Origin of the sequence: Venenivibrio stagnispumantis, assembly GCF_900182795.1 — a bacterium.
GTDB classification, from domain to species: Bacteria; Aquificota; Aquificia; order Aquificales; family Hydrogenothermaceae; genus Venenivibrio; species Venenivibrio stagnispumantis.
Genome location: NZ_FXTX01000015.1, coordinates 1 through 26,756, shown reverse-complemented (window position 1 = coordinate 26,756; position 26,756 = coordinate 1). Strand labels below are relative to the sequence as shown.

At 29.0% G+C, this 26,756-nt stretch carries 26 protein-coding genes, 1 tRNA gene and 1 pseudogene; 25 read left to right on the top strand and 3 right to left on the bottom strand.

The window, feature by feature from the left end; genetic code table 11:
* Nucleotides 1-71: 71 nt before the first annotated feature.
* Both QOR43_RS06305 and QOR43_RS06300 read left to right on the top strand, forming a co-directional pair.
* Complete coding sequence (locus QOR43_RS06305) at nt 72-755, top strand: peroxiredoxin (RefSeq protein ID WP_265134575.1); 684 nt, start codon at nt 72-74, stop codon at nt 753-755.
* A 37-nt stretch (nt 756-792) separates the two neighbouring features.
* A complete protein-coding gene (locus QOR43_RS06300) occupies nt 793-1,398 on the top strand; it encodes a peroxiredoxin (RefSeq protein ID WP_265134574.1) in 606 nt (201 codons plus the stop codon).
* Nucleotides 1,399-1,431: 33 nt separating this feature from the next.
* Here QOR43_RS06300 and QOR43_RS06295 read toward each other — a convergent pair whose 3' ends face one another.
* Nucleotides 1,432-2,118 carry a YggS family pyridoxal phosphate-dependent enzyme gene (locus QOR43_RS06295; protein ID WP_265134573.1) on the bottom strand — a complete coding sequence of 229 codons (687 nt, stop codon included), beginning with the start codon at nt 2,116-2,118 and terminating at the stop codon, nt 1,432-1,434.
* A gap of 266 nt (nt 2,119-2,384) precedes the next feature.
* Between QOR43_RS06295 and gcvH the strand changes: the two genes are divergently transcribed.
* From gcvH to QOR43_RS06270, 5 genes are read left to right on the top strand one after another with little or no spacing between them, the layout of a single operon-like run.
* A complete protein-coding gene (gene gcvH, locus QOR43_RS06290; protein ID WP_265134572.1) occupies nt 2,385-2,798 on the top strand; it encodes a glycine cleavage system protein GcvH in 414 nt (137 codons plus the stop codon).
* Nucleotides 2,795-3,319 (top strand): glycine cleavage system transcriptional repressor, encoded by a 525-nt coding sequence (locus QOR43_RS06285; RefSeq protein ID WP_265134571.1) that lies wholly within the window; start codon nt 2,795-2,797, stop codon nt 3,317-3,319. Before gcvH ends, QOR43_RS06285 begins: the two co-directional genes overlap by 4 nt.
* Entirely contained in the window at nt 3,320-3,826 is a 507-nt protein-coding gene (def, locus tag QOR43_RS06280; protein WP_265134570.1) for a peptide deformylase, read from the top strand.
* Entirely contained in the window at nt 3,823-4,626 is an 804-nt protein-coding gene (locus QOR43_RS06275) for a TlyA family RNA methyltransferase (RefSeq protein ID WP_265134569.1), read from the top strand. The genes def and QOR43_RS06275 overlap by 4 nt, the downstream gene beginning before the upstream one ends.
* Nucleotide 4,627: 1 nt before the next feature.
* Nucleotides 4,628-5,509 carry a LysR family transcriptional regulator gene (locus QOR43_RS06270; protein WP_265134568.1) on the top strand — a complete coding sequence of 294 codons (882 nt, stop codon included), beginning with the start codon at nt 4,628-4,630 and terminating at the stop codon, nt 5,507-5,509.
* Here the strand turns inward: QOR43_RS06270 and QOR43_RS06265 are convergent.
* Nucleotides 5,493-6,068: a bifunctional nuclease family protein gene (locus tag QOR43_RS06265; RefSeq protein ID WP_265134567.1), complete on the bottom strand. Its 576-nt coding sequence runs from the start codon at nt 6,066-6,068 to the stop codon at nt 5,493-5,495. The genes QOR43_RS06270 and QOR43_RS06265 overlap by 17 nt on opposite strands.
* 182 nt (nt 6,069-6,250) lie before the next feature.
* Here QOR43_RS06265 and ileS point away from each other — a divergent pair, with 182 nt between their 5' ends.
* The 3 genes from ileS to QOR43_RS06250 are packed head-to-tail and all read left to right on the top strand — an operon-like array spanning nt 6,251 to nt 10,841.
* On the top strand, nt 6,251-9,061 hold the full coding sequence (gene ileS / locus QOR43_RS06260; RefSeq protein ID WP_265134565.1) for an isoleucine--tRNA ligase: 2,811 nt from the start codon (nt 6,251-6,253) through the stop codon (nt 9,059-9,061).
* Nucleotides 9,058-9,348 carry an HU family DNA-binding protein gene (locus tag QOR43_RS06255; RefSeq protein ID WP_265134564.1) on the top strand — a complete coding sequence of 97 codons (291 nt, stop codon included), beginning with the start codon at nt 9,058-9,060 and terminating at the stop codon, nt 9,346-9,348. Before ileS ends, QOR43_RS06255 begins: the two co-directional genes overlap by 4 nt.
* Nucleotides 9,345-10,841 (top strand): leucyl aminopeptidase, encoded by a 1,497-nt coding sequence (locus tag QOR43_RS06250; RefSeq protein WP_265134563.1) that lies wholly within the window; start codon nt 9,345-9,347, stop codon nt 10,839-10,841. Before QOR43_RS06255 ends, QOR43_RS06250 begins: the two co-directional genes overlap by 4 nt.
* A gap of 39 nt (nt 10,842-10,880) precedes the next feature.
* On the opposite strand, the gene QOR43_RS06245 is transcribed toward QOR43_RS06250, so the two are convergent.
* A complete protein-coding gene (locus QOR43_RS06245; protein ID WP_265134562.1) occupies nt 10,881-11,489 on the bottom strand; it encodes an FAD-dependent oxidoreductase in 609 nt (202 codons plus the stop codon).
* 83 nt (nt 11,490-11,572) lie between these two features.
* Between QOR43_RS06245 and bioA the strand changes: the two genes are divergently transcribed.
* From bioA to QOR43_RS06165, 15 genes and pseudogenes are all read left to right on the top strand, one after another.
* Nucleotides 11,573-12,928, top strand: a complete 1,356-nt coding sequence (gene bioA / locus QOR43_RS06240; RefSeq protein ID WP_265134561.1) for an adenosylmethionine--8-amino-7-oxononanoate transaminase — start codon at nt 11,573-11,575, stop codon at nt 12,926-12,928.
* A gap of 133 nt (nt 12,929-13,061) precedes the next feature.
* A complete protein-coding gene (locus QOR43_RS06235) occupies nt 13,062-13,349 on the top strand; it encodes an HU family DNA-binding protein (protein WP_265134560.1) in 288 nt (95 codons plus the stop codon).
* A 42-nt stretch (nt 13,350-13,391) separates the two neighbouring features.
* Nucleotides 13,392-13,517, top strand: a pseudogene (locus QOR43_RS06230) (S4 domain-containing protein); the annotation flags it as partial.
* 69 nt (nt 13,518-13,586) lie between these two features.
* On the top strand, nt 13,587-14,114 hold the full coding sequence (locus QOR43_RS06225) for a 16S rRNA pseudouridine(516) synthase (RefSeq protein WP_265134559.1): 528 nt from the start codon (nt 13,587-13,589) through the stop codon (nt 14,112-14,114).
* Nucleotides 14,111-15,223: an MFS transporter gene (locus tag QOR43_RS06220; RefSeq protein WP_265134558.1), complete on the top strand. Its 1,113-nt coding sequence runs from the start codon at nt 14,111-14,113 to the stop codon at nt 15,221-15,223. Before QOR43_RS06225 ends, QOR43_RS06220 begins: the two co-directional genes overlap by 4 nt.
* Before the next feature lie 62 nt (nt 15,224-15,285).
* Nucleotides 15,286-16,656, top strand: coding sequence for a nucleoside triphosphate pyrophosphohydrolase (gene mazG / locus QOR43_RS08570; protein WP_345782857.1), 1,371 nt, complete (start codon nt 15,286-15,288; stop codon nt 16,654-16,656).
* A gap of 5 nt (nt 16,657-16,661) precedes the next feature.
* The gene (locus QOR43_RS06205) at nt 16,662-16,976 is read left to right on the top strand and encodes an MTH1187 family thiamine-binding protein (RefSeq protein WP_265134557.1); all 315 of its coding nucleotides are present in this window, start codon (nt 16,662-16,664) and stop codon (nt 16,974-16,976) included.
* Complete coding sequence (locus tag QOR43_RS06200; RefSeq protein WP_265134555.1) at nt 16,954-17,484, top strand: nucleoside deaminase; 531 nt, start codon at nt 16,954-16,956, stop codon at nt 17,482-17,484. Before QOR43_RS06205 ends, QOR43_RS06200 begins: the two co-directional genes overlap by 23 nt.
* On the top strand, nt 17,411-18,316 hold the full coding sequence (locus QOR43_RS06195; RefSeq protein ID WP_265134554.1) for a D-alanyl-D-alanine carboxypeptidase family protein: 906 nt from the start codon (nt 17,411-17,413) through the stop codon (nt 18,314-18,316). Before QOR43_RS06200 ends, QOR43_RS06195 begins: the two co-directional genes overlap by 74 nt.
* 110 nt (nt 18,317-18,426) lie before the next feature.
* The gene (locus tag QOR43_RS06190) at nt 18,427-19,650 is read left to right on the top strand and encodes a TolC family protein (RefSeq protein WP_265134553.1); all 1,224 of its coding nucleotides are present in this window, start codon (nt 18,427-18,429) and stop codon (nt 19,648-19,650) included.
* On the top strand, nt 19,647-20,678 hold the full coding sequence (locus tag QOR43_RS06185; protein ID WP_265134552.1) for an efflux RND transporter periplasmic adaptor subunit: 1,032 nt from the start codon (nt 19,647-19,649) through the stop codon (nt 20,676-20,678). Before QOR43_RS06190 ends, QOR43_RS06185 begins: the two co-directional genes overlap by 4 nt.
* Nucleotides 20,675-23,719: an efflux RND transporter permease subunit gene (locus QOR43_RS06180; RefSeq protein ID WP_265134551.1), complete on the top strand. Its 3,045-nt coding sequence runs from the start codon at nt 20,675-20,677 to the stop codon at nt 23,717-23,719. Before QOR43_RS06185 ends, QOR43_RS06180 begins: the two co-directional genes overlap by 4 nt.
* 30 nt (nt 23,720-23,749) lie before the next feature.
* Nucleotides 23,750-23,836 (top strand) — tRNA-Leu (locus QOR43_RS06175).
* A 77-nt stretch (nt 23,837-23,913) separates the two neighbouring features.
* Nucleotides 23,914-24,198 (top strand): 30S ribosomal protein S15, encoded by a 285-nt coding sequence (rpsO, locus tag QOR43_RS06170; protein WP_265134550.1) that lies wholly within the window; start codon nt 23,914-23,916, stop codon nt 24,196-24,198.
* Nucleotides 24,198-26,303 carry a polyribonucleotide nucleotidyltransferase gene (locus QOR43_RS06165; RefSeq protein ID WP_265134549.1) on the top strand — a complete coding sequence of 702 codons (2,106 nt, stop codon included), beginning with the start codon at nt 24,198-24,200 and terminating at the stop codon, nt 26,301-26,303. The genes rpsO and QOR43_RS06165 overlap by 1 nt, the downstream gene beginning before the upstream one ends.
* Nucleotides 26,304-26,756: the final 453 nt, after the last annotated feature.

The window sequence follows — 26,756 nt, the reverse complement described above, 5'->3', positions numbered from 1 at the left end:
AAATCATTTTTATTAATATTAAGAATCGTTATTATTAAGTTGTAAATAAATTTATTAAGGAGGTAGTAAAAATGGAAGAAGTAAAAGAGCTTCAAAGTTTACCAAGAATTGGAGACCAAGCTCCATCTTTTCAAGCAATGACCACTTTCGGGCCTATTTCTTTTCCTGATGATTTTAAAGGTAAATGGATAGTGTTTTTCTCTCATCCTGCTGATTTTACTCCGGTTTGCAGCACAGAGTTTCTTGCCTTTGCAAAATTAAAAGATGAATTTGACAAAAGAAATGTTCAACTTCTTGGACTAAGTATTGATAGCAATTTTTCACATATTGCTTGGGTAATGAATTTAAAAGAAAAAACGGGAGTAGATATTTCTTTCCCAATTGTTGCAGATGCAGATGGAAAAGTTGCAAAATTATACGGAATGCTTCATCCTAATGCAAGCTCTACTGCTACAGTTAGAGCAGTTTTTATCATTGACCCTGAAGGAAAAATTAGAGCTATAATTTATTATCCTTTAAGCAATGGAAGAAATATGCGTGAAATTTTAAGATTAGTTGATGCATTACAAACAACTGACAAGCATGGGGTTGCAACTCCTGCAAACTGGGTACCTGAGCCACAAACTTGGGAATTTACCGAAGAAAATACTAAGGTAATAGTGCCTCCTCCAGCAACTTATGAAGATGCATTAAAAAGACTCCAAGAAGGATATGAATGCATTGATTGGTATTTCTGTAAAAAGCCAATTAAATAATAATATTTAAAATAAATCTATCAAGGAGGTAGTAAAAATGGAAGAAAAAGTAATCTTAGTTGGTCAGCAAGTTCCTGATTTTGAAATGGAAACTTACGACCCATCAACAGGAAAATTTGGAAAGTTTTCATTAGCAGATGCTAAAAAAGAAGGAAAATGGACAATTTTATTCTTCTATCCGGCAGACTTCACATTTGTATGTCCAACAGAATTAGCTGATTTGGCAGAAAAATACGAAGAACTTAAAAACCTCGGAGCAGAGGTTATATCTGTATCTACTGATACCAAATTTGTCCATCTTGCATGGCAAAGAGATGAAAAACTTCTTGAAAATGTAAACTATCCAATGGGTGCAGACCCAACAGGAAAAATTTCAAGAATGTTTGGAGTTTATGACTGCAACACAGGACTTGCATTAAGAGGAACATTTATAATTAATCCTGAAGGAAAACTTGTTTCTTCAGAAGTTAATTTCTACAATGTAGGAAGAAATGCTGATGAGCTTGTTAGAAAAATGAAAGCCAATGCATACTTAATGTCTCACCCTGATGAAGCTTGCCCTGCTAAATGGGAACCAGGAAAGAAAACATTAAAACCTTCTGAAGAACTTGTAGGATACGTTTACGAAGCTTTAAAAGAGTAATATAAAAAAAGCCCTCACCCAAAATGGTGGGGGCTAATAATTTCTCTTTCCGAATATAGCAGTACCTATTCTAACAATAGTAGCACCTTCTTCTATTGCAACTTCAAAATCATGGGACATTCCCATTGAAAGATGTTTTAGTTTTTTATTAAATTTATTTTCTAACTCTTCTTTTAACTGTCTTAACATAATAAAATATTTTCTTGAATCTTCCGGATTTTCAGAATAAGGAGGAATACACATCAGACCTTGAATATCAAGATTTTCTTTTGTTAAACAGTATTCATAAAGATTAAATAAATCTTTTGGTTTAACGCCATATTTTGTTTCTTCTTCTCCAACATTTACTTCTATTAAAACCGGCATAATTTTATTTTCTTTTTTTGCCCTTTTATCAAGCTCATCTGATAACTCTTTTCTATCAACAGAATGAATCATCTCAAAATATTTAACTGCATATTTTGCTTTATTTGTTTGAAGTCCACCTATCAAATGCCAATGAATATCTTTTATATCTTTTAAAGCTTCTATTTTAGATATTCCTTCTTGAACTTTATTTTCTCCAAAATATCTTATACCAGCTTCATAAGCCTTTAATATCTTTTCTATTGGCTGAGTTTTAGATGCTGCTAAAATTATAATATCTTCAAATTTTCTTCCGGATTTTTCAGCAGATATTTTTACTTTTTCAAATATTTTTAAAACATTCTCTTTTATCATACAAAAATCTCCTTACAAAAACTTGACATTTAAAAGTTATTAATTAATAATTATATTGTTAATGTAAAGCCAATTGCAAGATTTTATTAAAGCAAATAATTGTAAAAGTTATTTTTAATAAGCAAACCTGCTCTGCATAGAAAAACTATCTATGCTGACAGGGATTAGTAGTTATTGTAGTGGTTTAAATGCAGAAATATATATTTCTGCATACCATAATAGATTTTAGAAAAGTTTACAAACACTGTCAAGGAGGCTAAAGAAGAATGCAAGAATACAATGTAGTAGAAGGTTTATATTACACAAAAGAGCATGTATGGGTAAAAATAGAAGATGATTTAGCAACCATAGGAATAACAGATTATGGACAGCATCAACTTGGAGATATTGTATTTGTTGATTTACCGGAAAAAGATGCAGATGTAGAATCCGGAGATGTTATAGCTTCTGTAGAATCTGTTAAAGCAGTTTCAGAGGTATATTCTCCATTAACCGGTAAAATAATAGAAGTTAATGAAGAGCTTAATAATGACCCCGGATTAATAAATAGAGACCCTTATGGAGATGGATGGATAGCCCAAATAAAAATGTCAGACCCTACCGAAATAGAAGACCTGATGACAGACGAAGATTATAAAGCATACTTAGAGGAGATAGAAAAAGAGGAAGAGGAGTTATGAATTATTTTGTTATAACAGCAGTAGGGGAAGATAAACCGGGAATAGTTGCAAAAGTAACAAAAATATTATATGAAAATGGATTTAATATAGAAGATTCAACAATGACAAGATTAAATAATGAGTTTTGCATAATGCTTGTAGTAAAAGGAGAAAAAGGGGAAAAAGAGATAGAGGATAGTTTTTCATCTATAAAAGATAAGGATTTATCAATCTGGATAAAACAAATTCCGGAAGATGTTATAAATAAAAAGAAAGAAGTAGCTTCTTTGTATAACATTATAGTTTTTGGAGCTGATAAACCCGGAATAGTATTTAATGTATCCAAAATATTGGCAGACCATAATGTAAATATATCAGATTTAAGAACAGAAAAAAATAATGATTTATATCTTATGTTTATACAGGCAGAAGTCCCATCATCTACAAATCAGGAAGATTTGGAAAATGCTATAAAAAAGGTTTCAAAAGATATGAATATAGATATCTCCTTAGAAAAAGTAGAAGAACCGGCAGAGTTATAAATGGAAAAATTAGAGATATTAAAATATCCTGATGAAAGATTAAAGATACCATCTATTGAAGTTGTGGATTTTGGAAAAGAATTTAAAGAATTTGTAGATAAATTAATTTATACAATGTATAACTCTCCCGGTGGAGTAGGAATAGCAGCACCACAGGTAAATAAACATATAAAAACAATAATTATAGATAGTTCTAAATCTACCCATAAAGAAAATAAAATATCCCATGGACTTATGGTTCTTTCTAATCCAAAGATAATAGCCAAAGATGGAGAAATTATTATAAGAGAAGGATGTATGAGTGTTCCGGATTATACCGGAAATGTAAAAAGAGCTTACTGGATAAAGGTAGAAGCTCAGGATATAAATGGAAATCTAATAACATTTGATACAGAAGGATTTGAAGCAGTTGTTATCCAGCACGAATTAGACCATCTTGAAGGAAAGGTATTCTTAGAAAGAATAATATCTCCTAAAGACTTATTTAAAAGAAAAGTTTATAAATGAAAGAAAGGCTTGATAAATTACTTGTAGATAGGAAAATAGTAGAAACAAGAGAAAAAGCCCAAGCTCTCATAATGAGCGGGGTTGTTTTTGTAAATAACCAGAAAATAACAAAAGCCGGAACAAAAGTTCCGATAGATGCCAACATCTACATAAAAGAAAAAATGCCGTATGTATCAAGAGGAGGATTTAAACTACAAAAAGCACTACAGGTTTTTAATCTTGATGTAAAAGATAAAATCTGTCTTGATATAGGAGCATCTACCGGTGGATTTACAGATTGCTTATTACAATATGGAGCAAAAAAGGTTTATGCAGTAGATGTAGGAACCCACCAACTACACGAAAAATTAAGAAATGACCCAAGGGTTATTTCCATAGAACAATTTAATGCTAAATACCTTTCAGAAAAAGAAATACCTGAAAAAATAGATATATTTGTCTGTGATGTATCTTTTATATCTGTTTTAAAAATATTTCCCAATATATGTAATCTCCTTAAAGATGAAGCAAAAGGTGTAATACTGATTAAACCACAATTTGAGCTGTCAAAAGAAGAGGTAAAAGGAGGAGTAGTTAAAGATAAGAATTTACATATTAAAGCTATAAAAAAGGTAATTGAAGGATTAAATGAAAGCTGTTATTGTGTATTAGATATAGATTTTTCAGAAACTTGGGGACCTGAAGGTAATATAGAGTTCCTATCATTGGTAGAAAAGAAAAAAGATAGTTGTAAAGAGATAGATATGGAAAAAATTATAAAAGTAGTAGAAGAAGCCCATAAGAAAAAAGGAGAAAAATAGATTGGAAGTTTTAGATTATCATAAATTAAAAATTTTTAAAACAGTTGCAGACCTTGAAAGTTTTTCAAAAGCAGCCACAGTCTTATTTCTATCCCAGCCTACAATCACACTTCAAATAAAAAAAATTGAAAATTATCTTGGAACAACTTTATTTATCAGAGAAAAAAATAAAGTAAAACTGACACCGGAAGGTGAAATTTTATATAAATATGCCCAAAAAATTTTAGAAGATTATGCAAATATGGAAAATGATATAAATATATTGAAAAATTATAAAGGAAATTTTCTTATAATCGGGGCAAGTAGCACCATAGGAGATTATTTACTTCCTCAGATAATAGCAAAATTTAGCAGAGAAAATCCAGAGATTAAGATTAATCTTTTTGTAGGTAATTCAAAAGAGGTTATAGATTCCATTATGTCTAAGATATTTAATATCGGCATAATAGAAGAAGAAGCTGACTCTAATAAATTATTTAACAAAAAAATATATGAAGATGAAATTGTGCTTATTGCTTCAAAAAATAATCCGATAAAATCAAAAATAGATAAATCTTTTCTTCTTAGTCAGAAAATAATTTTAAGGGAATGTGGCTCCGGAACGAGAAAAGTTATAGAAAAATCACTTGATATTTTATTTAAACCGGTTATGGAGATATCAAGTAGTAAAGCAATTATAGATATTGTGGCAAATTCTGATTATTTAGCTTTTGTGTCAAAATTAATAGCCATGGAATTTATTGATAGGATTAAAATAATAGATATAGACGGGATAAAAATATCCCGCCCTTTTTCTCTTATAACCCAAAAAGATATTAGATTATCTTCCATTGAAAATAGATTTATATCTTTTTTGAAAAACAATATTAACCATTTAACATAAAATCTTCAGGCTTTACTTTTTCTAAGAATTCTTTTAATTTTTTCATCTCTTCATCTTCTAAGCTTTCATTTACTGTGGCAGTTTGTGTTTCTACCTTAGGTTGTTCTTGTTTAACTTCTTCCGGTTGTTTATTTTCTTCAACTTTTTCTGGTTGTTTTAATTCTTCCGGTTCTATTTTTTTGACTACTTCCTCATTTAGATATATAGGAGCACCAAATCTTAAAGCCAAATTAATAGCATCGCTTGGTCTTGAATCTATCTCTAAGATTTTTCCATTTTGCTCTATATAAACCCTTGCTATATATGCATTCTCTACCATATCTATAATTGCTACCTCTTTTACAACACCACCAAGTTCCAATATTATATTTTTCATCAAATCATAAGTTAATGGTCTTGGTGTTTTTATACCGGCTTGATTTATTACTATTCCCTCTGCTTCTGCTGTTCCTATCCATATTGGATAAATAGCTTTCTCATCATTTATATCTTCAAGTAATACTATAGAAGCTCCTGTTAATGGGTCTATTGCTATATTTTTAACTTTTACCTGTATCATAGCACACCTCTCAAAAATTTTATATCATTAGTGTTAAGTTTCTTAATATAAATATACTCAATTTTGGAAATTTTGCAATATAAAATTTTGTTTAAATTGATTTTTTCTTTTCTTGTTTTATATTTTTTAATGATTTATAATAATCTTACCAAAAATTCTAAGAATATCGGAGGTAGTAACTTTTGGATTATAAGGATACTTTAAATTTACCACAGACAGATTTTCCGATGAAAGGTAATCTGCCACAAAAAGAGCCACAAATACTTAAAAAATGGGAAGAGTTAAATATTTATCATAAATTGAGAGAAGAAAGGAAAAGAAAAGAAAAATATATTCTTCACGATGGGCCACCTTATGCAAATGGGCATATCCATATAGGACATGCTTTAAACAAAATATTAAAAGATATTCTTGTTAAATTTGAATCTATGCAAGGAAAAGATGCTCCATTTGTTCCCGGATGGGATTGTCATGGACTTCCAATAGAACAACAAGTAGAAAAAGAGTTAAAAGAAAAAAAGATAAGAAAAGAGGATTTGTCTAAATCTGAATTTAGGAAATTATGCAGAGAATATGCCCAAAAATTTGTAAATATCCAAGCTGAGGAGTTTAAAAGACTTGGAATTATTGGAAATTGGGATAAACCTTATCTTACAATGAGACCATCTTATCAGGCACAGGAAGTAAGAGAGCTTGGAAGAATTTTTCAAAAAGGAGTAGCATATAGAGGGAAAAAACCAGTTTATTGGTGTATTTATGATAAAACTGCCGAAGCAGAGGCAGAAGTAGAGTATGCAGACAAAAAAGACCCTTCTATCTATGTAAAATTTAAATTATTAGATGAAGAAAATACATATGCAGTTATATGGACAACTACTCCTTGGACACTTCCGGCAAACCTTGGAATAATGGTCAATCCGGAGTTTGATTATGTATACTTTAAAACAGAAAAAGGAATATTAATAATAGCAAAAGAACTTTTGGAAGAGTTTAAAGAAAAAACTAAGCTAAATGGAGAGATAATAAAGCAGGTAAAAGGAAGAGAAGTTGAATTTAAAGAATATTATCATCCTTTCATAGATAGGGTTTCAAAAATATATCTTTCTGAATTTGTAGAACTTGGAACCGGAACAGGACTTGTTCACATGGCACCGGGACACGGACAGGAAGACTATATAATAGGACAAAGATATGGAGTTGAAGCATTTGCACCGGTAGATGATGAAGGAAGATTTACAGAAGAAGCACCGGAGTGGCTCAGAGGTATCAGAGTTTTTGATGCAAATGAGCTGATTATAAATAAACTTGAAGAAGTAGGAGCTTTACTTCATAAAGAGATTATTTCCCACTCTTATCCACATTGTTGGAGATGTAAAAATCCGGTTATATTCAGAGCAACTCCCCAATGGTTTATCTCAATGGATGCCATCTTATCAAATGGCAATACTTTAAGAGGAGAAGCAATTAAAGAGATAGAAAGGGTAAAATGGATACCTTCTTATGGTATAAACAGAATAAAAAGTATGGTAGAAAATAGACCGGATTGGTGTATATCAAGACAAAGAAGCTGGGGGGTCCCGATAGCAGTATTTTATTGTGAAAAATGCGGAGAAATAGTAAAAGATGAAGAAGTTTTTGAACATATTGCAAATCTAATAGAAAATAATGAATACGGAGCTGATATTTGGTTTGAAAAATCTGCAAAAGAACTTCTTCCGGAAGGATATAAATGTAAAAAATGTGGTAGCACAGAGTTTAAAAAAGAGGAAGATATATTAGATGTTTGGTTTGATTCCGGAGTATCCCATGCTGCAGTATTAAAAACAGGATTTTGGGAAGAGTTAAGATGGCCGGCAGATATGTATCTTGAAGGTTCAGACCAGCATAGAGGATGGTTCCAATCTTCTTTACTTGAAAGTGTAGCAAGCTATGATAGAGCACCTTACAATGCTGTTCTTACCCATGGATTTACCCTTGATGAAAAAGGCAGAAAAATGTCAAAATCCGCCGGAAATGTAGTTCCACCGGAAAAAGTTATAAATGAATACGGAGCTGATATTTTAAGGCTTTGGGTTGTTTCAGAAGATTATACAGAAGATATAAAAATAGGATTTAACTTAATAAAAAGAATAGCCGAAGATTACAGAAAAATAAGAAATACATTCAGATATTTCCTTGGAAATCTATATGATTTTAATCCAAGCACAGATTATGTTCCATACAAGCAACTACTTGAAATAGACAGATGGATGCTTTCTAAGCTTCAAAATATTATAGATATATCATTAAAAGCATATTCTGAATATAAATTTCACAGAATATATCACACCGTTAAAAATTTCTTTATTGTTGATTTATCAGCAATATATCTTGATATTCTAAAAGATAGACTTTATGTCTATGCACCTAAATCAGTAGAAAGACGCTCTGCCCAAACAGTTTTATGGGAGCTTTTAGTATCTCTAACAAAATTATTTGCACCTATATTATCTTTTACAACAGAAGAAGTTTGGGAATATACTAAAAAAATAGATAACTCTTTAAAAGAAAGTATTCATCTTGAAATTATGCCAAAACCAAAATCTGAATGGATAAATAAAGAGCTTGAAAATATCTATCAAAAATTATTAAATGTAAGAGATGATGTATTAAAAGCCCTTGAAGAAGCAAGAAAAAAAGATTTAATAAGACATCCTTATGAAGCAAAAGTTATTTTAAATTTACCAAATGAAGAAAAAAATCTTGTAAATGATAGAATAGATTGGATAAAATATTTCTTTACGGTTAGTCAGGTAGAGTTGAGTAATAATGTGGAAGCAGATGTGGTGATAGAAGGAGAGACTGTAAAAGGTTCTATCATTGGAGTAAAAAAAGCAGAAGGCGAAAAATGCCCGAGATGCTGGATTTATGATATATCTGTTGGAAAAAATGGTCAGGAAATATGTGATAGATGTAAAGAACAATTAAAAAATTATGAAGGAGTGATAAGATGAGAAAATCTGACATTGTTTTAAAATTAAAAAGAAAATTTCCAGATATTGAAAAACCGGAAATAAAAAAAGTAGTAGATGAGATATTTAATGTAATGATTGATGCATTGGCAAGAGGAGAGAATATAGAGATTAGAGAAATTGGAAGCTTTAAAGTAAAAGAAAGAAAGAAAATAGAGCCATTTAAGAAAACAAAAAATAATGAAAAAACAAAATTTATATTATTTAGACCGAGTAAGGTATTAAAAAGAATTTATAGAGAAATTTCTGAAAAAGGAGAGACAAGATGAAAATAAAGGTAAGTAGCGGAAAATTAGAAAAAGCAAAAACCAATGCAGTAGTTAGCTTTTTATACAAAGAAGATAAAAACTTCCCTGAAAGTGTAGAGCAGTTAAATGAAGCTTTAAAAGATAAGATAAGAAAGCTTTATAAATCTCAAAAATTTTCAGCAGAAGAAAATAGCTTCTTGGTGGTGCCAACTTTCGGAGAGATTAAATCAGATTTTGTGATATTAACCGGTCTTGGCTCAAAGAAAAAAGCAGAACTTGACACAATAAGAAGAGCCGGAGCCTACATAATAAGAAAAGCAAAAGAGTTAAAGATAAAAAGTTTAACTATTGATTTAAAGGAAGTTATACTTGATGAATTTGAACAAAGCTATATGGCACAGGCTTTAGTAGAAGGTATAATCCTTGGAGATTATTCTTTTGATAAATATTTCACAAAGAAAGAAAAATTTGAAGTAGAAGAGATACAGATAAATGTTGAAAGAAAATATCTAAAAGAAGCGGAAGAAGCAGTAAGGGTAGGAAAAATTCTTGCAGAAGCCCAAAACTTTACAAGGGATTTGGTAAATGAACCGGCAAATGTTATAAACACAATCCAATTTGCAAAAATAGCAGAAGATTTAGCAAAAGAGTATGGATTTGAAATAAAAATATATGATGAAAACGAGATAGAAAAAATGGGGATGGGTGCCTATCTTGCAGTTGCAAAAGGAAGTGAGAACCCACCAAGATTTATCCATTTAACATATAGACCTAAAAACTCAAAAGGTGAAATTGCCCTTGTTGGAAAAGGTTTAATGTTTGATAGTGGTGGTCTTAATATCAAAACAGGTGATTTTATGAGATGGATGAAATCTGATAAATCCGGTGCCTGTGCAGTTTTAGGTATATTTAAAGCCATTGGGGAATTAAAACCTGATATAACTGTCCATGGTATTGTTGCAGCAGCAGAAAATATGCCAAGCGGTAAAGCATACAGACCGGATGATATATTAAAAGCTAAAAATGGTGTTACAATAGAAGTAGGAAATACAGATGCAGAAGGAAGACTTACCCTTGCAGATGCATTATCTTATGCCTGCGAATTAAAACCTGATATGATAATAGATATGGCTACATTAACCGGAGCATGTGTAGTAGCCCTTGGAGAATTTACAGCAGGAGTGATGGGAAATAACCAAAAAGCAATAGATAAAGTATTAAGAATATCAAAATATACCGGTGAATGGATGTGGCAACTTCCATTTAATGATAAATTGAGAGAACAGATAAAAGCTCCCCATGCAGATGTTTATAATATTTCTACATCAAGATATGGTGGGGCAATAACAGCCGGATTATTCTTAGAAAAATTTGTTGACCCAAAAATTCCTTGGGTTCATATAGATATTGCAGGACCTGCCCATAACACAGCCGGATGGTATTATCATCCAAAAGGTGCAACAGGATTTCCTGTTAGAACAATTGTTAATTTGATATTAGAAGAATCTAAATAATTTAAATCACGGGAGCTTAAGCTCCCGTCATATTTTTAATTAATTTTCAGAAGGAACATCATGAACAACAACATTTTTGCCAGCCCATAATGCCTGTATATTACAAGCGACCTGAACTCCTGAACCGGCAGCACAAGCAAACATAGTGCTAACTCCTGCAACTAATCCTGCTACATATAAACCATCTTTTACTTTTTGGTCTTCATCTGTCTTTATCATAATTTTGCCGGGTCTTGGAGATTTTTTATTTTCTACAACTTCAACACCATCAACCTGAATATTAAATTCATGAAATCCGGTAGCTAACACTACAATATCAGCTTCATAATAGGTATTATCTTCAAGATAAACTTTAAAGTTGCCTTTTTCACCTTCTATTTTTACAACTCTACCATTTTTAAATTCCACATCATCGCCATAACTTCTTATCTGATTTCTAATATCTTCAAGAAGATTTTTTCCAAGAGTTCCTTGTTTTACTCCCGGAACATTATTAAGCATAGCTTTTAACAAATCAGAGCTTTGATTGTCAATTACCAAATATCTTCTTCCGTTAGCCCAATCAAATTTACCTTTTGCAGATACCAAAGTTAAAGCACAGGACAAACCTGAAACACCTCCACCAACAATTAAAACATCATACTTCATCAACACACCTCTTTAACAAGATTTTGTATAATAATATTATAAAGGAATAGACATAATCAAATTTATGATAGAGGTCATAACAAATGATAGATAAAAAACTATTGGAAAAATGGGATAAAGAATATTTTTGGCATCCATTTACACAGATGAAAGTATATGCAGAAGAAGATAATGTTATAGTAGAAAGAGGAGAAGGCAATTATATATATGATATATATGGAAATAAATATTTAGATGGTGTTGCTTCTTTATGGTGCAATGTCCATGGACATAATCATCCAAAATTAAACAAAGCCATTATAGACCAACTTAATAAGATTGCACATTTTACTACTCTTGGAGCTTCTAATATTCCGGCTATACTTCTTGCAAAAAAATTGGTTGAGATAACACCTTCAAAACTTGAAAAGGTATTTTATAGTGAAGATGGCTCAGAAGCAATGGAAATAGCTATAAAAATAGCATATCATTATTGGCACAATATCGGAGAAAAAGAAAAAACAAAATTCGTTACTTTAAATGAAGCCTATCACGGAGACACCCTCGGAAGTGTGAGTGTAGGTGGTATAAATATATTCCATGAAAAATATAAACCTCTTCTATTTGATGTTTATAAACTTCCATCTCCTTATTTAAAAGCTATTCAGATAGCCGGAAGGGAAAAAGCATTGGAAGAAGAAACTACAAAAAAATTAATAGAGGAAGTTGAAGAATTTATATTCCAGAACCATCAAAGGATAGCCGGATTTGTTGTTGAAGGTGGGGTTCAGGGAGCGGCAGGAATATTACCTTTTCCAAAAGGATATTTAAAAGAAATAAGAAGAATATGCACAGAATATAACATATTATTAATCGTTGATGAAGTAGCAGTAGGATTTGGTAGAACCGGTTATATGTTTGCATCAGAGAAAGAAGGAATTGAGCCAGATATTTTAGCCCTTGGTAAAGGTATTACAGGAGGATACTTGCCACTTGCAGCAACATTAACAACAAAAGAGATATTTGATGCATTTTGGGGAGAGTTTGGAGAAGCAAAACATTTTTATCACGGACATACTTATACAGGAAATCCATTAGCCTGTAATGTAGCATTAGCCAATATAGAGCTATTTGATGAAGAAAAAAGACTAAAAAATGTAAAAGAAAGAATAAAACAACTTGAAAGCAGATTGCCGGAATTCCTACAGCTAAAATATGTAGGAGATGTAAGAAATTACGGATTAATGGCAGGAGTTGAACTTGTAAAAGATAAAAAAACAAAAGAGCCTTTTCCATATGGAGAAAGAACCGGTTTCAAAGTAGCAAAAAATATGCTAAAAAGAGGTATTTGGGTAAGACCCTTAGGTGATGTAATGGTTATTATGCCTCCTTTATCCATCACAGCTGAAGAACTTGATTACTTTATAGATTCTTTAAAAGATTCAATAAACGAGATTTAAAATTTTAATCTCAGCTTTTGGTTAAAAATTGCAAAAACCCCTTGACAAAATCATATTTTCTGATATAAATTAAGAATATCAACTTTCTTCTATGGGAAGTTGATAAAAACTAATTTTTATAGGAGGGTTCATTATGACAAAAGCAGAACTCGTTTCAAAAGTTGCTGCAGAGGCAGGACTTACAAAAGCAGCAGCTGAAAGAGCTGTTAATGCAGGTATCAAAGCTCTTGCAGAAGCTCTTGCAAAAGGCGAGAGAGTAGCTCTTCCTGGTCTTGGTGTTTTCCATGTTAGAGAAAGAAAAGCAAGAAAAGGAAGAAACCCAAGAACAGGAAAAGAGATTACAATTCCTGCAAGAAAAGCTGTTGTATTCTCTGCTGCTAAATCTTTGAAAGATGCATTAAACCAAAGCAAAAAGGAATAATTTGCTAAGAAGGGGGGCTTTCCCCCTATCTTTTAAAAGGAGATAAATATTAGATTAGATAAATTCTTATCATCTATAGGACTTGGTTCAAGGTCAGAAGTTCAAAAATTAATAAAAAAAGGTTTAGTTTCATTAAACGGAGAAATAATAAAAAATCCGGCTACACATATAGATTTAGAAAAAGATATAGTAGAATTTGAAGGGGAAATTTTATCTTTTAAGAAAGATTATTATTTTATGTTTAATAAACCGGCAGGATGTATAACTGCAACTTACGATGAAAATTTTCCTACTGTGATGGATTATTTTTCAGATTACCATTTTTCTGATAAATTATTTCCGGTTGGAAGGCTTGATATTGATACAGAAGGATTATTAATAATTACAACAGATGGATTATTGGCACACAGATTAGCCCATCCAAAATGGAAGATAGAAAAAGAATATTATGCAGTTGTTGAAGGTAATGCCTTTGATATAGATACAGAAAAGATAAAAAAAGGAATTAAATTAAAAGATGGTTATCAAACAAAACCATTTGAAATCAAAGTTTTATCCGAGTCTGAAATATTAATCACAATAACAGAAGGAAAATATCATATAGTAAAAAGAATAATGGAAACATTATCCCATCCTGTTAAATATCTTAAAAGAATAAGAATAGGCAATTTAAAATTAGATGAAAATCTATCTACCGGTGAATTTAGAGAACTAACAGAAGAAGAGATAAAATCCTTAAAATCTCTTGTTTCCATAAAAGAATGAAAAAATTTTTATCTTTTGCATTATTTGATACAGGCGAAACAATATTAAGTGCTTTAATTTATTCAACATTTTTTCCTTTGTATATCACAAAATTTATAGATACAAAAATTTATAGCATTAGTTATGCCTTTGCATTTTTAATATCTTTCTTTTTTGCTATAATCCTTGGGAAATTTGCTGATAGTAAAGGTTTAAGAAAACAATTTTTTATTTTATTTACTATTTTAACAGCTTTATCTACATTTTTTTTATTCTTTAGTTATCCATTTCCTTTTTTATCTTTAGTAATTTTTTTATTAATGGCTATTTTTCATCAGCAAGCTTTCGTGTTTTATAACTCTTTACTTTTAAATTTTGAAAGTAAAGGATTTGTTTCCGGTCTTGGTGTATCTTTTGGTTATATAGGCTCTGCTATTGCTTTAATTTTCCTTGCTAAATATCTAAAACTCCCTGAAGCATATATTTTTGTAGCTTTTATTTTTTTAATTCTTTCATTACCTTCTTTCTTATTTTTAAAAAATCCGGATTTTAAAGAAAAGATAAATTTAAAAGATATTTTTAAAGATAAATATTTTATTTTTACAATCGTATCTATTTTATCTTTAACAGAAGTAGCAAATACTCTAATTGCAATGATGAGTATATATCTTAAAAAAGTTTATAACTTTGAAGATATATTTATATATAAAGTGATAGGCTTATCAGCTATTGGTGGTATTATAGGTGGCATTTTTTGGGGATATATAACAGATAGATTTTCTGCAAAAAAGGTTTTTCCTATTGGATTTATATTATGGAGTTTATTTTTAGTTATTTTACCTATAACTCCAAATTATTTTGTTTTAATGGTTGGATTTCTTGCAGGATTTTCTCTTGCACATCTTTGGAGTGTTTCCCGTATATTTATTTTAGAAAATTTTCCACCATCCCAATCTTCTGTAAGATTATCTTTTTTATCTTTAACAGAAAGAATTGCTTCTACTACCGGTTTATTAACTTGGTCTTTATTTTTATTTATAACAAATGATAATTATAAATTATCTGCTTTTCTTATGATTATTTTTCCGATTATAGGTTTTTTATTTTATATTAAGGGAAGAAAATATTAAATTAATCATAGGATTTTTTGCTTAAAATATTTAGAATATTAAAAAAATAAAAAGGTGAAAAGATGGAAGAAGGAAAAAATTTTCAAGAAGTTGTTGATATAGTAGCAAAACTTAGAAAAGAATGCCCTTGGGATAGAGAACAAACAAACCAATCTATAAAAAATAATCTTATAGAAGAAGCTTATGAACTTTTTGAAGCAATAGAAGAAAATGATGATAAAAAAATGATAGAAGAGCTTGGAGATGTTTTGCTTCAAGTGGTTTTTCATTCACAGATTAAAAAAGATGAAGGAAAATTTGATATAAATGATGTTTTGGTAAATTTAAAAAATAAATTAATAAAGAGACATCCACATGTTTTTGGCGATTCTATGGCAAAAACAGCAGAAGAAGTTTTAAAACAATGGCATCAAATAAAACAGGAAGAAAAAAATTCTATCCTTGAAGGAATACCAAAAAGAATGCCGGCATTGATAAGAGCAGTAAAAGTTCAAAACAGAATGGCAAAAGTTGGTTTTGAATGGGAAAGTATAGATGAAGTATGGAAAAAAGTAGAAGAAGAACTAAATGAATTAAAAGAAGCAAAAACCGATGAAGAAAAAAAACATGAGCTTGGAGATTTGCTTATAGCAATTACTAATTTAGCAAGATTTATGAATATTGACCCGGAAGAAGCCCTACATCTATCAATAGATAGAACAATTAACAGATTTTCTTATATAGAACAAAAAGCAAAAGAACAAAATAAAAAAGTTGAAGAAATGAGCTTAAAGGAGATGGATATGTATTGGAATGAAGCAAAACAAAAAGAAGAAATGGCAAAAAGATTTGATATGGTTGCAAATAAATATGACACACCGGATAAAGAAGAAAGGTCAAGAATTTTTGTTGAAAAAATATTATCTCTCATACCGGTAACAAAAGATTGGAAAGTTTTAGACCTTGGAGCCGGCACAGGAACAACAGATATATATTTATCACCTTATGTTAAAGAGATAGTAGCTTTTGATTTATCCGAAGGAATGCTTTCTGTATTTAAGGAAAAAATTGAAAAAAATAATATTCAAAATATAAGAATTTACAAAAAAGATATATTCCAGGGAGATTTTGAAGAAAAAGATTTTGATATGATTATAAGCACAATGGCTTTTCATCATTTAGACAATCCAAAAGAAGCAATCAATTTTCTAAAAAATTATCTAAAAAAAGGCGGTTATCTTGTTATTGTTGATTTAGATAAAGAAGATGGCTCTTTCCATTCAGATAATACAGATGTTAAACATTTTGGATTTAGCAGGGATGAAGTTATAAAATGGTTTGATGAAAATGAATTTGAAATAAAATTTCTTGATATAATTTATAATATTGATAAAGAAAAAGATGGTATGACTAAAAGTTATCCGGTATTTATGGTAATAGCCAAGAGGAGGTAAAAAAGATGTCAGTATTGGTTGATTTTAGTATGTTTCCAACAGATAAAGGAGAAAGCGTTAGCCCTTATGTAAGTAGAATTATAAAAATGATTGATGAAAGTGGTATAGATTATAAATTATCTCCTATGGGAACAACTTTTGAAGTGGCAACAATGGAAGAAGCCCTTGAAATAATAAACAAAGCTTATAAACTTCTTGAACCGGATTGCAACAGAGTTTATTCTGTTGTTAAATTTGATATAAGAAAAGGCAAAGATAACAGATTAAAACAAAAGATAGAATCGGTAGAGAGAAATATTGGGAAAGAAGTTAAAAAATGATAAATATTTTCTTGATTTAGCCTATAAAGAAGCAGAAAAAGCATATAAAAAAGGAGAAGTGCCGGTAGGAGCAGTTGTTGTTTGCAATGGAAAAGTTATATCAAAAGCTCATAATTTAAGACAAACGAAAAAAAATCCTTTATATCATGCCGAAATATTAGCAATTCAAAAAGCATCAAAAAAATTAAAATCTTGGCGATTAGATGATTGTATTTTATATATTACCCTTGAACCTTGCTTAATGTGTGCCGGTGTAATAATGCAATCAAGGATAAAAAAAGTAATATTTTCAGCAGAAGATAAAAAAGCAGGTGTAGTATTAAACAATTTTAAAGTATTTGACGAAAAAAATTTACCATTTAAAATAGAATATAGTTTTATTTCCGACGAAAAAGCTATTAATATATTAAAGAATTTTTTCAAGGAGAAGAGAAATGAAAAAAATAATAATATTGATAATGATATTAATACCATTTTTTATACAAGCAAAAGAGATAAAAAATCATAAAAAAATAACAAAAAATCATAATGTATATAAAAAAACAACCAAAAAAAAGATAAAAAAAGTGTCTGCTGATTATGAAGATTTTGATATATATAAGACAAAAGCATATTTAGTTAAGGTGAATGGAAAAGTTATTTTAGAAAAAAATGCAGATGAACCTCTTCCTATGGCAAGTTTAACTAAAATAATGACTGCATTAATCGTTTTAGAAAAAATAAAACCAGAAGAATTTTTAATCGTATCAAAAAATGCAGCAAATGAAACAGGACATAGGGTTGATATAAAAGAAGGAGAAATTTATAAAGTGTATGATTTACTTAAAGCTGCTCTTATATCTTCCGGAAATGATGCATGCTATGCTATTGCAGAATATACCGGAGGAACAGAAGAAAATTTTGTCAGAATGATGAATAAAAAAGCAAGAGAACTCGGATTAAAAAATACACATTTTACAAATCCTTGTGGACATCATGATGATATGCATTACTCTACTGCAGAAGATTTAGCAAAATTAACAGAAATAGCAATGAAAAACGAGGTATTTAGAAATATAGTAAGAATAAAAGAAACCCAAATAGAAACCATGGATGGAAAAAGAATAATAACATTAAAAAACACAAATGAAATGCTAAGAAAAGATGAAGATGTTTATGGTGTAAAAACAGGATATACTCCCCAAGCCGGTAAATGTCTTATACTAAAAGCAAAAAAAGAAGGTAAAGATATATTAGTAGTCCTACTTAACTCAAAAGATAGGTGGAATGTAGCAGAAAAAATACTTAATGATATAAATAGTTTTGCTCAAATTGATAAAAAGATAGAAATTAATAATTGATTAATTTATTAGACAATTCTTATCATGTTATAATTATGGATAATGATAGAGAAAAAGCAATCAAGAAGGTTATTGAGTTTTTTAAAGAAGTTATTGTAGAGGGATAATGTTTGAAAAAAATATTTATTCTTACCTTGATTTTAATTTGTTATATACAAAATAGCAAAGGTGATGAGGTTTTTAATCTATTTGAAAAAGCTAAAAAAAATCTACAATTTCAAGAAAATATTTATCTAAATCAGGAATATTATAATCAAAAAGATGAGGCTCTAAGAAAAAGTAGATTTTTAGATTTAAATTCTAATATTTCTTATTCAAGAATAAAAGCTACAAAATTACAAAATTTTTATGATATATCAACAATAAATATATCAAATAATATTGATATTTTTAATAAAACAAAATACGATTTGAAAATAAATGAATTTGAAAAAGAAAAAGCCGAATTTTTAATACAAAAAGAACAACAACAGCTTTTTAAAAATATATTGGATTTATACACATCTTTATTGCTGTATAATCAGTTGATAAATCTACAACAAGAAAATATTGAATGGATACAAAAAAATTTAAAATTTACAAAAGATGCAATTCAACATGAATTATTCCCTCCTGTAGAAGAAGATAAATGGAAATCAAAACTTTTAACAGAAGAAGAAAAACTTATTAATTATAAGGAAAATAAAGATTTAATTGAAAAAAATCTCAAAATTTTAACCGGAGTTAACGATATTAAATTAGAAGAAATAAATATTCCGGAAAAGATAGAAGATTTGGAAAATATACAAAATAAAATTTTAGAAAGATATCCGGATTTAAAAATTTTAAATTTAGATAAATTTATCTTGGAAACAGATTACCAAAAAGAAAAGAATTATTGGTATCCAAACCTATCTATTTTTTATGAATACCAAATAAATAAAGACCCTACCGGAAATGGCAATCAAAACCTTATAGGAACATCCATTAACTTTAAAATATTAAACGGTGCAACAAAATATAATTTACTAAGCATAAAAACAAAAGAAAAAAGTATAGATATATTACAACAAAGAGAAAAGTTAAGAATAATTCAAGAAATAAACTCTATATATAGCTCTTTATCAGATGGATTAAAAAGACTTCCTTTAATTCAGCAAAAATATTCAATCTTAAAAGAAATACTTGATAAATATCAAAAAGCATACCAGATGAGACTTGTTGATTTTATAATGCTTGATAACTATTATAAAGATTATCTTTCAGCGAAGGAAAATTATATTCAAACTCAATTTAAGATATACTCCAATTATCAATTACTTAAATATTTAGCAACGGGGGAAATTTACAAATGAGAAGTTTAATCTATATATTTTTATTTTTTATTATATCTAACATTTACGCAGAAGATTTTGAAAATAAAACAGATAAAGTTGCTGTTCCTGTGAAAATTTCTAAACCTATGGAAAAAATTTCCTATTTAACAATAGAAGTTCCGGCAGTTGTAAATATTGATAATTTTTGCACAATAAATTCTAAAACAGAAGGATATATAACAACTTTAATAGGTAGAGGAGATTTTGTAAAAAAAGGAATGAAAATTGCCGAAGTTAAAAATGAGTTTTTAAAAACAAATATAGCCTCATTAAAGAATAAAATAAATCTTTCGGAAGAAGAATTAAATAATCTAAACAAAAAGTTAAAAAATTATGAAGAATTATACAAGTTAGGTCTATTATCAAAAAATGATTTATCAGATTTAAAAAACACAGTTATTGCAAAAAATTTAGAACTTGAAAATTTAAAAAATCAATTAAAACTTTCAAAAATACAGGAAGTTAATTCAAAAATATTGTCAACATGTGAAGGATACATAGTAGAAATAATTCCAAATCAATCATATATTCAGCTTGGTTCACAAATAGCAAAAGTATACAATCCTAAGAAAAATTTTTTATCTTTATACATTCCAATTGAATATCTTACCCAAATGAAAGTAAACCAAAATATAAAAATAAAAGTTTTACAAAAATGGTATACTGCTAAAATTAAGGAAATTATTCCTGTCTCCGAAGCAAATTTAATAGAAGTAAAAGTCTATCCTGTTAATGATTTTTCATTACCATTAAATTATAAATTTACTGCACAGGTAGAAATAAATGAAACAAAGGGATTTTCTATTCCAAAAGAAGCAATAATAATAAAAGATAATAAACCTTTTATCTTTGTTGTAGTAGGAAATAAAGCAAAAATTAGACCGGTAAATATTTTAAAAGATTTAGGCAATGAAGTGTTAGTTTCAGGAAATTTATCTCTTAACGACCAAATAATTATTCAAAATGCTTACAGGCTTGAAGATGGAACAGAGGTAATAATAAAATGAATGGAAAAAATTTTTTCTTATTTTTAATCCAAAGAAAATTTGCAATCTTATTAGCTTTATTATTACTTTCTTATATTGGTTATATCTCTTCTAAGGATATTCCAAGAGATGTTTTCCCGAATGTTTTTTTTCCAAGGATAGAAGTATCAATTGAAAATGGTTTTGCACCAGTAGAACAAATGCTTTTAGAAGTTACAAAACCTGCTGAAGAATCTTTAAAAACGATACAGAATGTAGAAAAAATAGTATCATCAACATCTGTTGGTTCTACTGATATTAATATGTATTTTGATTGGAATATTGACCCATATTTAGCTTTACAATTTGTTCAGGCAAGAGTTGCAGAATTAAAAAATAGATTACCATCAAATTCAAATATTGTAGTAAGACAGGCAACTCCAAGTATGTATCCAATAGCAATATATGGAATATGTTCAAATTCTGTACCAAAAGAGAAATTGACAGAAATTCTTTATTATCAAATAAAACCAATTCTTTTATCTGTAAATGGAGTTTACGATATAGAGTTAAAAGCTCCTCAATGGCAAGAATATCATATCATTTTAGATTTAAACAAAATTGAAAATTATAATGTTGATATAAATAATCTCATTTCATATTTGAAAGAACAGACAAAAATTGATTTTATCGGTCAGTTAGACTCTTTCCATAAACAATATATTATATCTTTATATCAAAAACCAACAGATATTTATAAATTTTTGCAGCTAAAAATTCCTGTTTCAAATGGAAGATTTATCAGCCTTTCAGATATAGCTATAATTGTTAGTTCTACAAATCCAATAAAATCAATATCTGGATTTTCCGGTTATGAAAATGCAGTAGTATTTAATCTCTTACGACAACCAAATGCAAATGCCGTTGAAGTAGTAAAAAATGTTGATGATACTATTGAAAATATAAATCAGAAATTGAAAACACAAGGAATAATAATAAAAAAATCCTATGATTCAACTGCTTTTGTAGAAATGGCAATAAAAAGTGTTAAAGATGCAATAATACTTGGAAGTGTAATTGCTGTATTTATTATATTTCTATTTTTAAGAAAAATAAAATTATCATTAATAACTTTGTTTATTATTCCGGTAATATTTTTTATAACAATTATAGGTATTAAAATCACCAATTTAGATTTTAACTTATTTTCTCTTGGAGGATTAGCAGCTGCAATAGGTGGATTAATAGACCATATAATTATAGTTATAGAAAATATAGAAAGACATCTAAGACAAGGAAAAGATAAATTAAATGCAGTAATTGATGGCTCAAAAGAGATAATTCCTTTAATGAGTATAGCTACTTTTATATCTATTATTGTCTTTATACCTTTACTTTTGGTTTCCGGAATTGTTGGAGTTTTCTTTAAACAATTAGCATTAGTTTTAGTTGCAACATATCTAATATCACAACTTTTAGCTATATTTTTTGTTCCTGTTGTTGCTTATATACTTTTACCACAAAAAGAAGAGAAAAAAATTGATATTATAGATAAATTTAAAGAAAAATATATCAATTTTTTAAAGAAATCTTTTAAGTATGATTATATTTCTGTTCCAATTATTATTATAGGAATGATAACAACTTTTTTTCTTTATAAAACATTACCTTCAACATTTTTACCAAAATGGGATGAAGGAAATTTAGTATTAGATTTTAAATTTCCAACCGGAACATCCTTAGAAGAAAGTTATAAAGAAGCTATGAATATTGGGGAAATTATAAATAGCATTCCGGAAGTTGAAAGCTGGACATTAAGAATAGGAACATCCTTAGGAAATATAATCACTCAACCTAATATCGGAGATTTCCTTGTTGTTTTAAAAAATGATAGACAAAGGGATATTTTTCAAATAAAAGAAGAGTTAAGAGAAAAAATAAATTCTAGATTTCCTAATTTAGAAGAGTTTGATTTGCCTCAGGTTTTAGAAGATAGACTGGCGGATATAATGGGAGAAGAAGCTCCAATTTCCGTAATTTTATATGGTTCTGACCCAGAAAAACTTATAAAAACAGGACAATCAATAGAAAATATGTTAAGACAACAACCAATTTTAGAAGAAGTAAACCTTAAAACAAATTATGTTTCTCCTTCTATTAAAATAACTTTAAAACCGGATGCAGAAGCTATTTACGGTATAACCATAAATGATATTTACAACCAAATTTATAACATATATTGGGGAAATGTTATAGGAAATATAATGCAGGGAGAAAAAATATTTAATATTCGGATTTTAACTACACAAAAAAAGGATTTTTTTGAAATCAATGATTTAAAAATATATTCTAACAAATTAGGTAAATTAATACCTATCTCTTATGTTGCCGATATAAAAATAAAAGATAAAGAAGCTGAAGTAACCCATTATAATCTTTCTCCTGTTGCAATAATAACCGTAAGATTTAAAGGAAACGATATGTCAAAAGCCATTCAAGAAGTGAAGGAAACCTTAAGAAAAGCTCAAATTCCACGGGATATTTCGCCTATTATATCCGGATTTTACAAAGAACAACAAAAATCATTCAAAGAGATGTTTATAGTTATAATAATTTCTATAATTGTCATCTTAATAGCATTAATGTTTCAATTTAAAAATCTTAATATATCAATCTCAATACTATTGGCTCTTATTTTAACTCTTTTAGGAGTTTTTATAGGCTTATTTTTAACTAAAAAACCTATTGATATAACAGCTTTAATGGGAATGTTAATAGTTTTAAGCATTGTTATTAATAATAATATTCTTATATTTGATTTTTATGAGAAAAACCAGCAAAACAATATAACTGAAACAGAAAAAATTTTAAATGCAATATCTGTAAGATTTAGACCTATAATGATGACTATGTTATCAAACTCTTTTGCTATGTTACCTATTGCCTTAGCTATTGGAACAGGAACTCAAATAATTCAAAATTTAGCAATAGCAATGATTGGTGGTTTAATATTTGCAATTATTGTCAATTTATATATTATTCCTTTATTTTTTCATTACTTAAAAAGAAAGTTGCAATTTTAAAAAAAATTATTTATAATATATATCTCTCTTGGGAAAGTGGCGGAACTGGCAGACGCGAGGGACTTAAAATCCCTTGGGGGCAACCCCGTGAGGGTTCGATTCCCTCCTTTCCCACCATATAAAAATCTCACATCTTCCTAAAATCTGTGATATAATATTCTTTTGAAGAAAAATTTTTGTAGGAGGCTTATTGTATGTCAATAACTGTAGAAAAAAAACAGGAATTAATTAAAAAATTTGCATTACATGAGAAAGATACTGGTTCTCCAGAAGTACAAATTGCAATTTTAACAGAAAGAATTAATAATTTAACAGAGCATATCAAAGCAAATAAAAAAGACCTTCATTCAAGAAGAGGATTAATAGGTCTTGTTAATAAAAGAAGAAAACTTTTAAATTATTTAAAAAGAGAAAGTGAAGAAAGATATAAAAAGATAGTAGAGGAACTTGGATTAAGAGAATCAGCTGGGAGCAAATAATGGAAGGATTTAAAGTAGAAACCATTATAAATAATGCTCCTTATATTATTGAAACCGGATATTTTGCAAAACAAGCAAATGGTGCAGTAATAGTAAGGCAAGGGGACACAGCAGTTTTAGTAACTGCTGTAATTTCTGAAGAAGCAATAGCGGATATAGATTTTTTACCACTTACCGTTGATTATAGAGAAAGAAGTTATGCTTATGGTAGAATACCAGGTGGATTTGTAAAAAGAGAAGGAAAACCAACAGATAGGGAGATATTAATATCAAGAAATATAGATAGACCTATCAGACCATTATTTCCAAAAGGCTTTTATAATGATGTAATAATTTCTGCAATCACATTATCTGCAGATGACCAATTTGACCCAGATGTTTTAGCAATGGTTGGGGCTTCTGCTGCTTTAACAATTTCAGAAGCTCCTTTTGAAGGACCTATTGGAGCAGTTAGAGTATGTAGAGTAAATGGACAATTTATAGTAAATCCAACATATAGAGAAATTGCCCAGTCTGATTTAGAAATTGTGATGGCCGGAACAAAAGATGCAATAGTAATGGTAGAAGGTGGAGCAAAAGAAGTTCCGGAAGAAGAAATATTAGAAGCAATAATGTTTGGACATAATGAACTTAAAAAATTAATAGATATTCAAGAAGAATTAAAAGCAAAATGCGGTAAAGAAAAAATAAAAATTGCAGTAGAAGAAGATTTAGATATAAAAGAAAAATTAAAAAAAGCAACTTATGAAAAATTAAAAGAAGCATTTAATATATTAGATAAAAAAGAAAGAAACAAAAGAATTTCAGAAATTTTTGAAGAAGCTATAATAGTTCTACAAATTCCAGAAGAAAAGAAAAAAAGAGCTTCATTGTTCTATAAAGAGATTGTAAGTAATGTAATGAGAGAAAAAGTTGCAAAAGAAAAAATTCGTATAGATGGAAGAAAACCTGATGAAATAAGACCAATTTGGATAAAAACCGGAGTATTCCCAAGAATTCATGGTTCTGCGATCTTTACAAGAGGACAAACACAGGCATTTGTAGCAGTTACACTTGGAGCTCCTGGGGAAGAACAGATAGAAGAAAGTATAGAGCTTGGAGAAGTAACTAAAAGATTTATGCTCCATTATAACTTTCCACCATTTAGCACCGGTGAAGCTAAGCCAATGAGACCACCTTCAAGAAGGGAAATTGGACACGGGAATTTAGCAGAAAGAGCTTTAGAACCTTTAATACCTTCTGAAGAAGAATTTCCTTATGTTATAAGAGTTGTGTCAGATATTCTTGAATCAAATGGTTCTACATCTATGGCTACCGTTTGTGGTGGTTCCCTTGCATTATTTGATGCCGGTGTACCTATGAAGAAACATGTAGCCGGTATAGCAATGGGATTATTAAAAGAAGAAGATAGTTTCGTAATTCTTACAGACATACTCGGCGATGAAGACCATCTTGGAGATATGGATTTTAAAGTAGCAGGCACAAGAGATGGTGTTACTTCTATTCAGATGGATATAAAAATAAAAGGCTTAACAAGAGAAATTTTAGAAGAAGCTCTAAAAAAAGCAAGAGAAGGAAGATTATATATTTTAGATTTAATGTATCAAGCTATTCCTGAGCCAAGAAAAGAGTTATCTCCTTATGCTCCTTCTGTTGTTAAACTTAGAGTTTTACCTGAAAAAATACCTGTAATAATAGGTCCAGCAGGTAAGAATATTAAGAAAATAATAGAAGAAACCGGCGTAAAAATAGATATAGAACCGGATGGATTAATAAAAATATACTCAGTTCATAAAGCAAATGCAGAAAAAGCAATAGAAATGATAAATGAGCTTACTATGGATATAGAAGTAGGGGAAGTTTATCTTGGAAAAGTTACAAGGGTAGAAGATTACGGAGCATTTTTAGAGCTTTTACCTGGTAAATTATCTTTATTACATGTTTCTCAAATTAGTGATAAAAGATTAAAATCTGCAAAAGATGCAGTTAAAGTTGGAGATATTATAAAAGTAAAAGTTACAGAAATAGATGATCAAGGTAGAATAAAAGTATCTGCCAAAGATGTAAAAGAATCTGACGAACCAAAAAATAAATTAATAGAATAAAAAATCAAATAAGCCTTCCTATCACGGAAGGTTTTTCTTTATAAGAAAATTATTAATTTTATAAATTTTTATTGTTTCCATCTTTATTGTCTTTATTCTTGTACTTTAATTGAATTTGTGATAGCTTGCAAGATTTAGAATTAAATTTATTTACAATAAATGAAATTTATTATTGGTTGCGGGGGCAGGATTTGATACCAATTTGAAATCTGCATATCAAAAACGGGATAGAATTTTTATTCAAACTTAATTTTACGTATTGATTATAAAGGAACTTTTCAAGGAGTTTTAAGATGAGAGTAATACCAAAGCATAAGTTTGAAAAAGGCTTTATTTATCTCGGCAGGGGATACAAAATATACCAAAACCGAAAAGGAATGATAATTATATCACATTAAAAGCCTCCTTAATATAAGGATAAAAAGTTAAACTCTTAAGATGGTTTTCTGATAA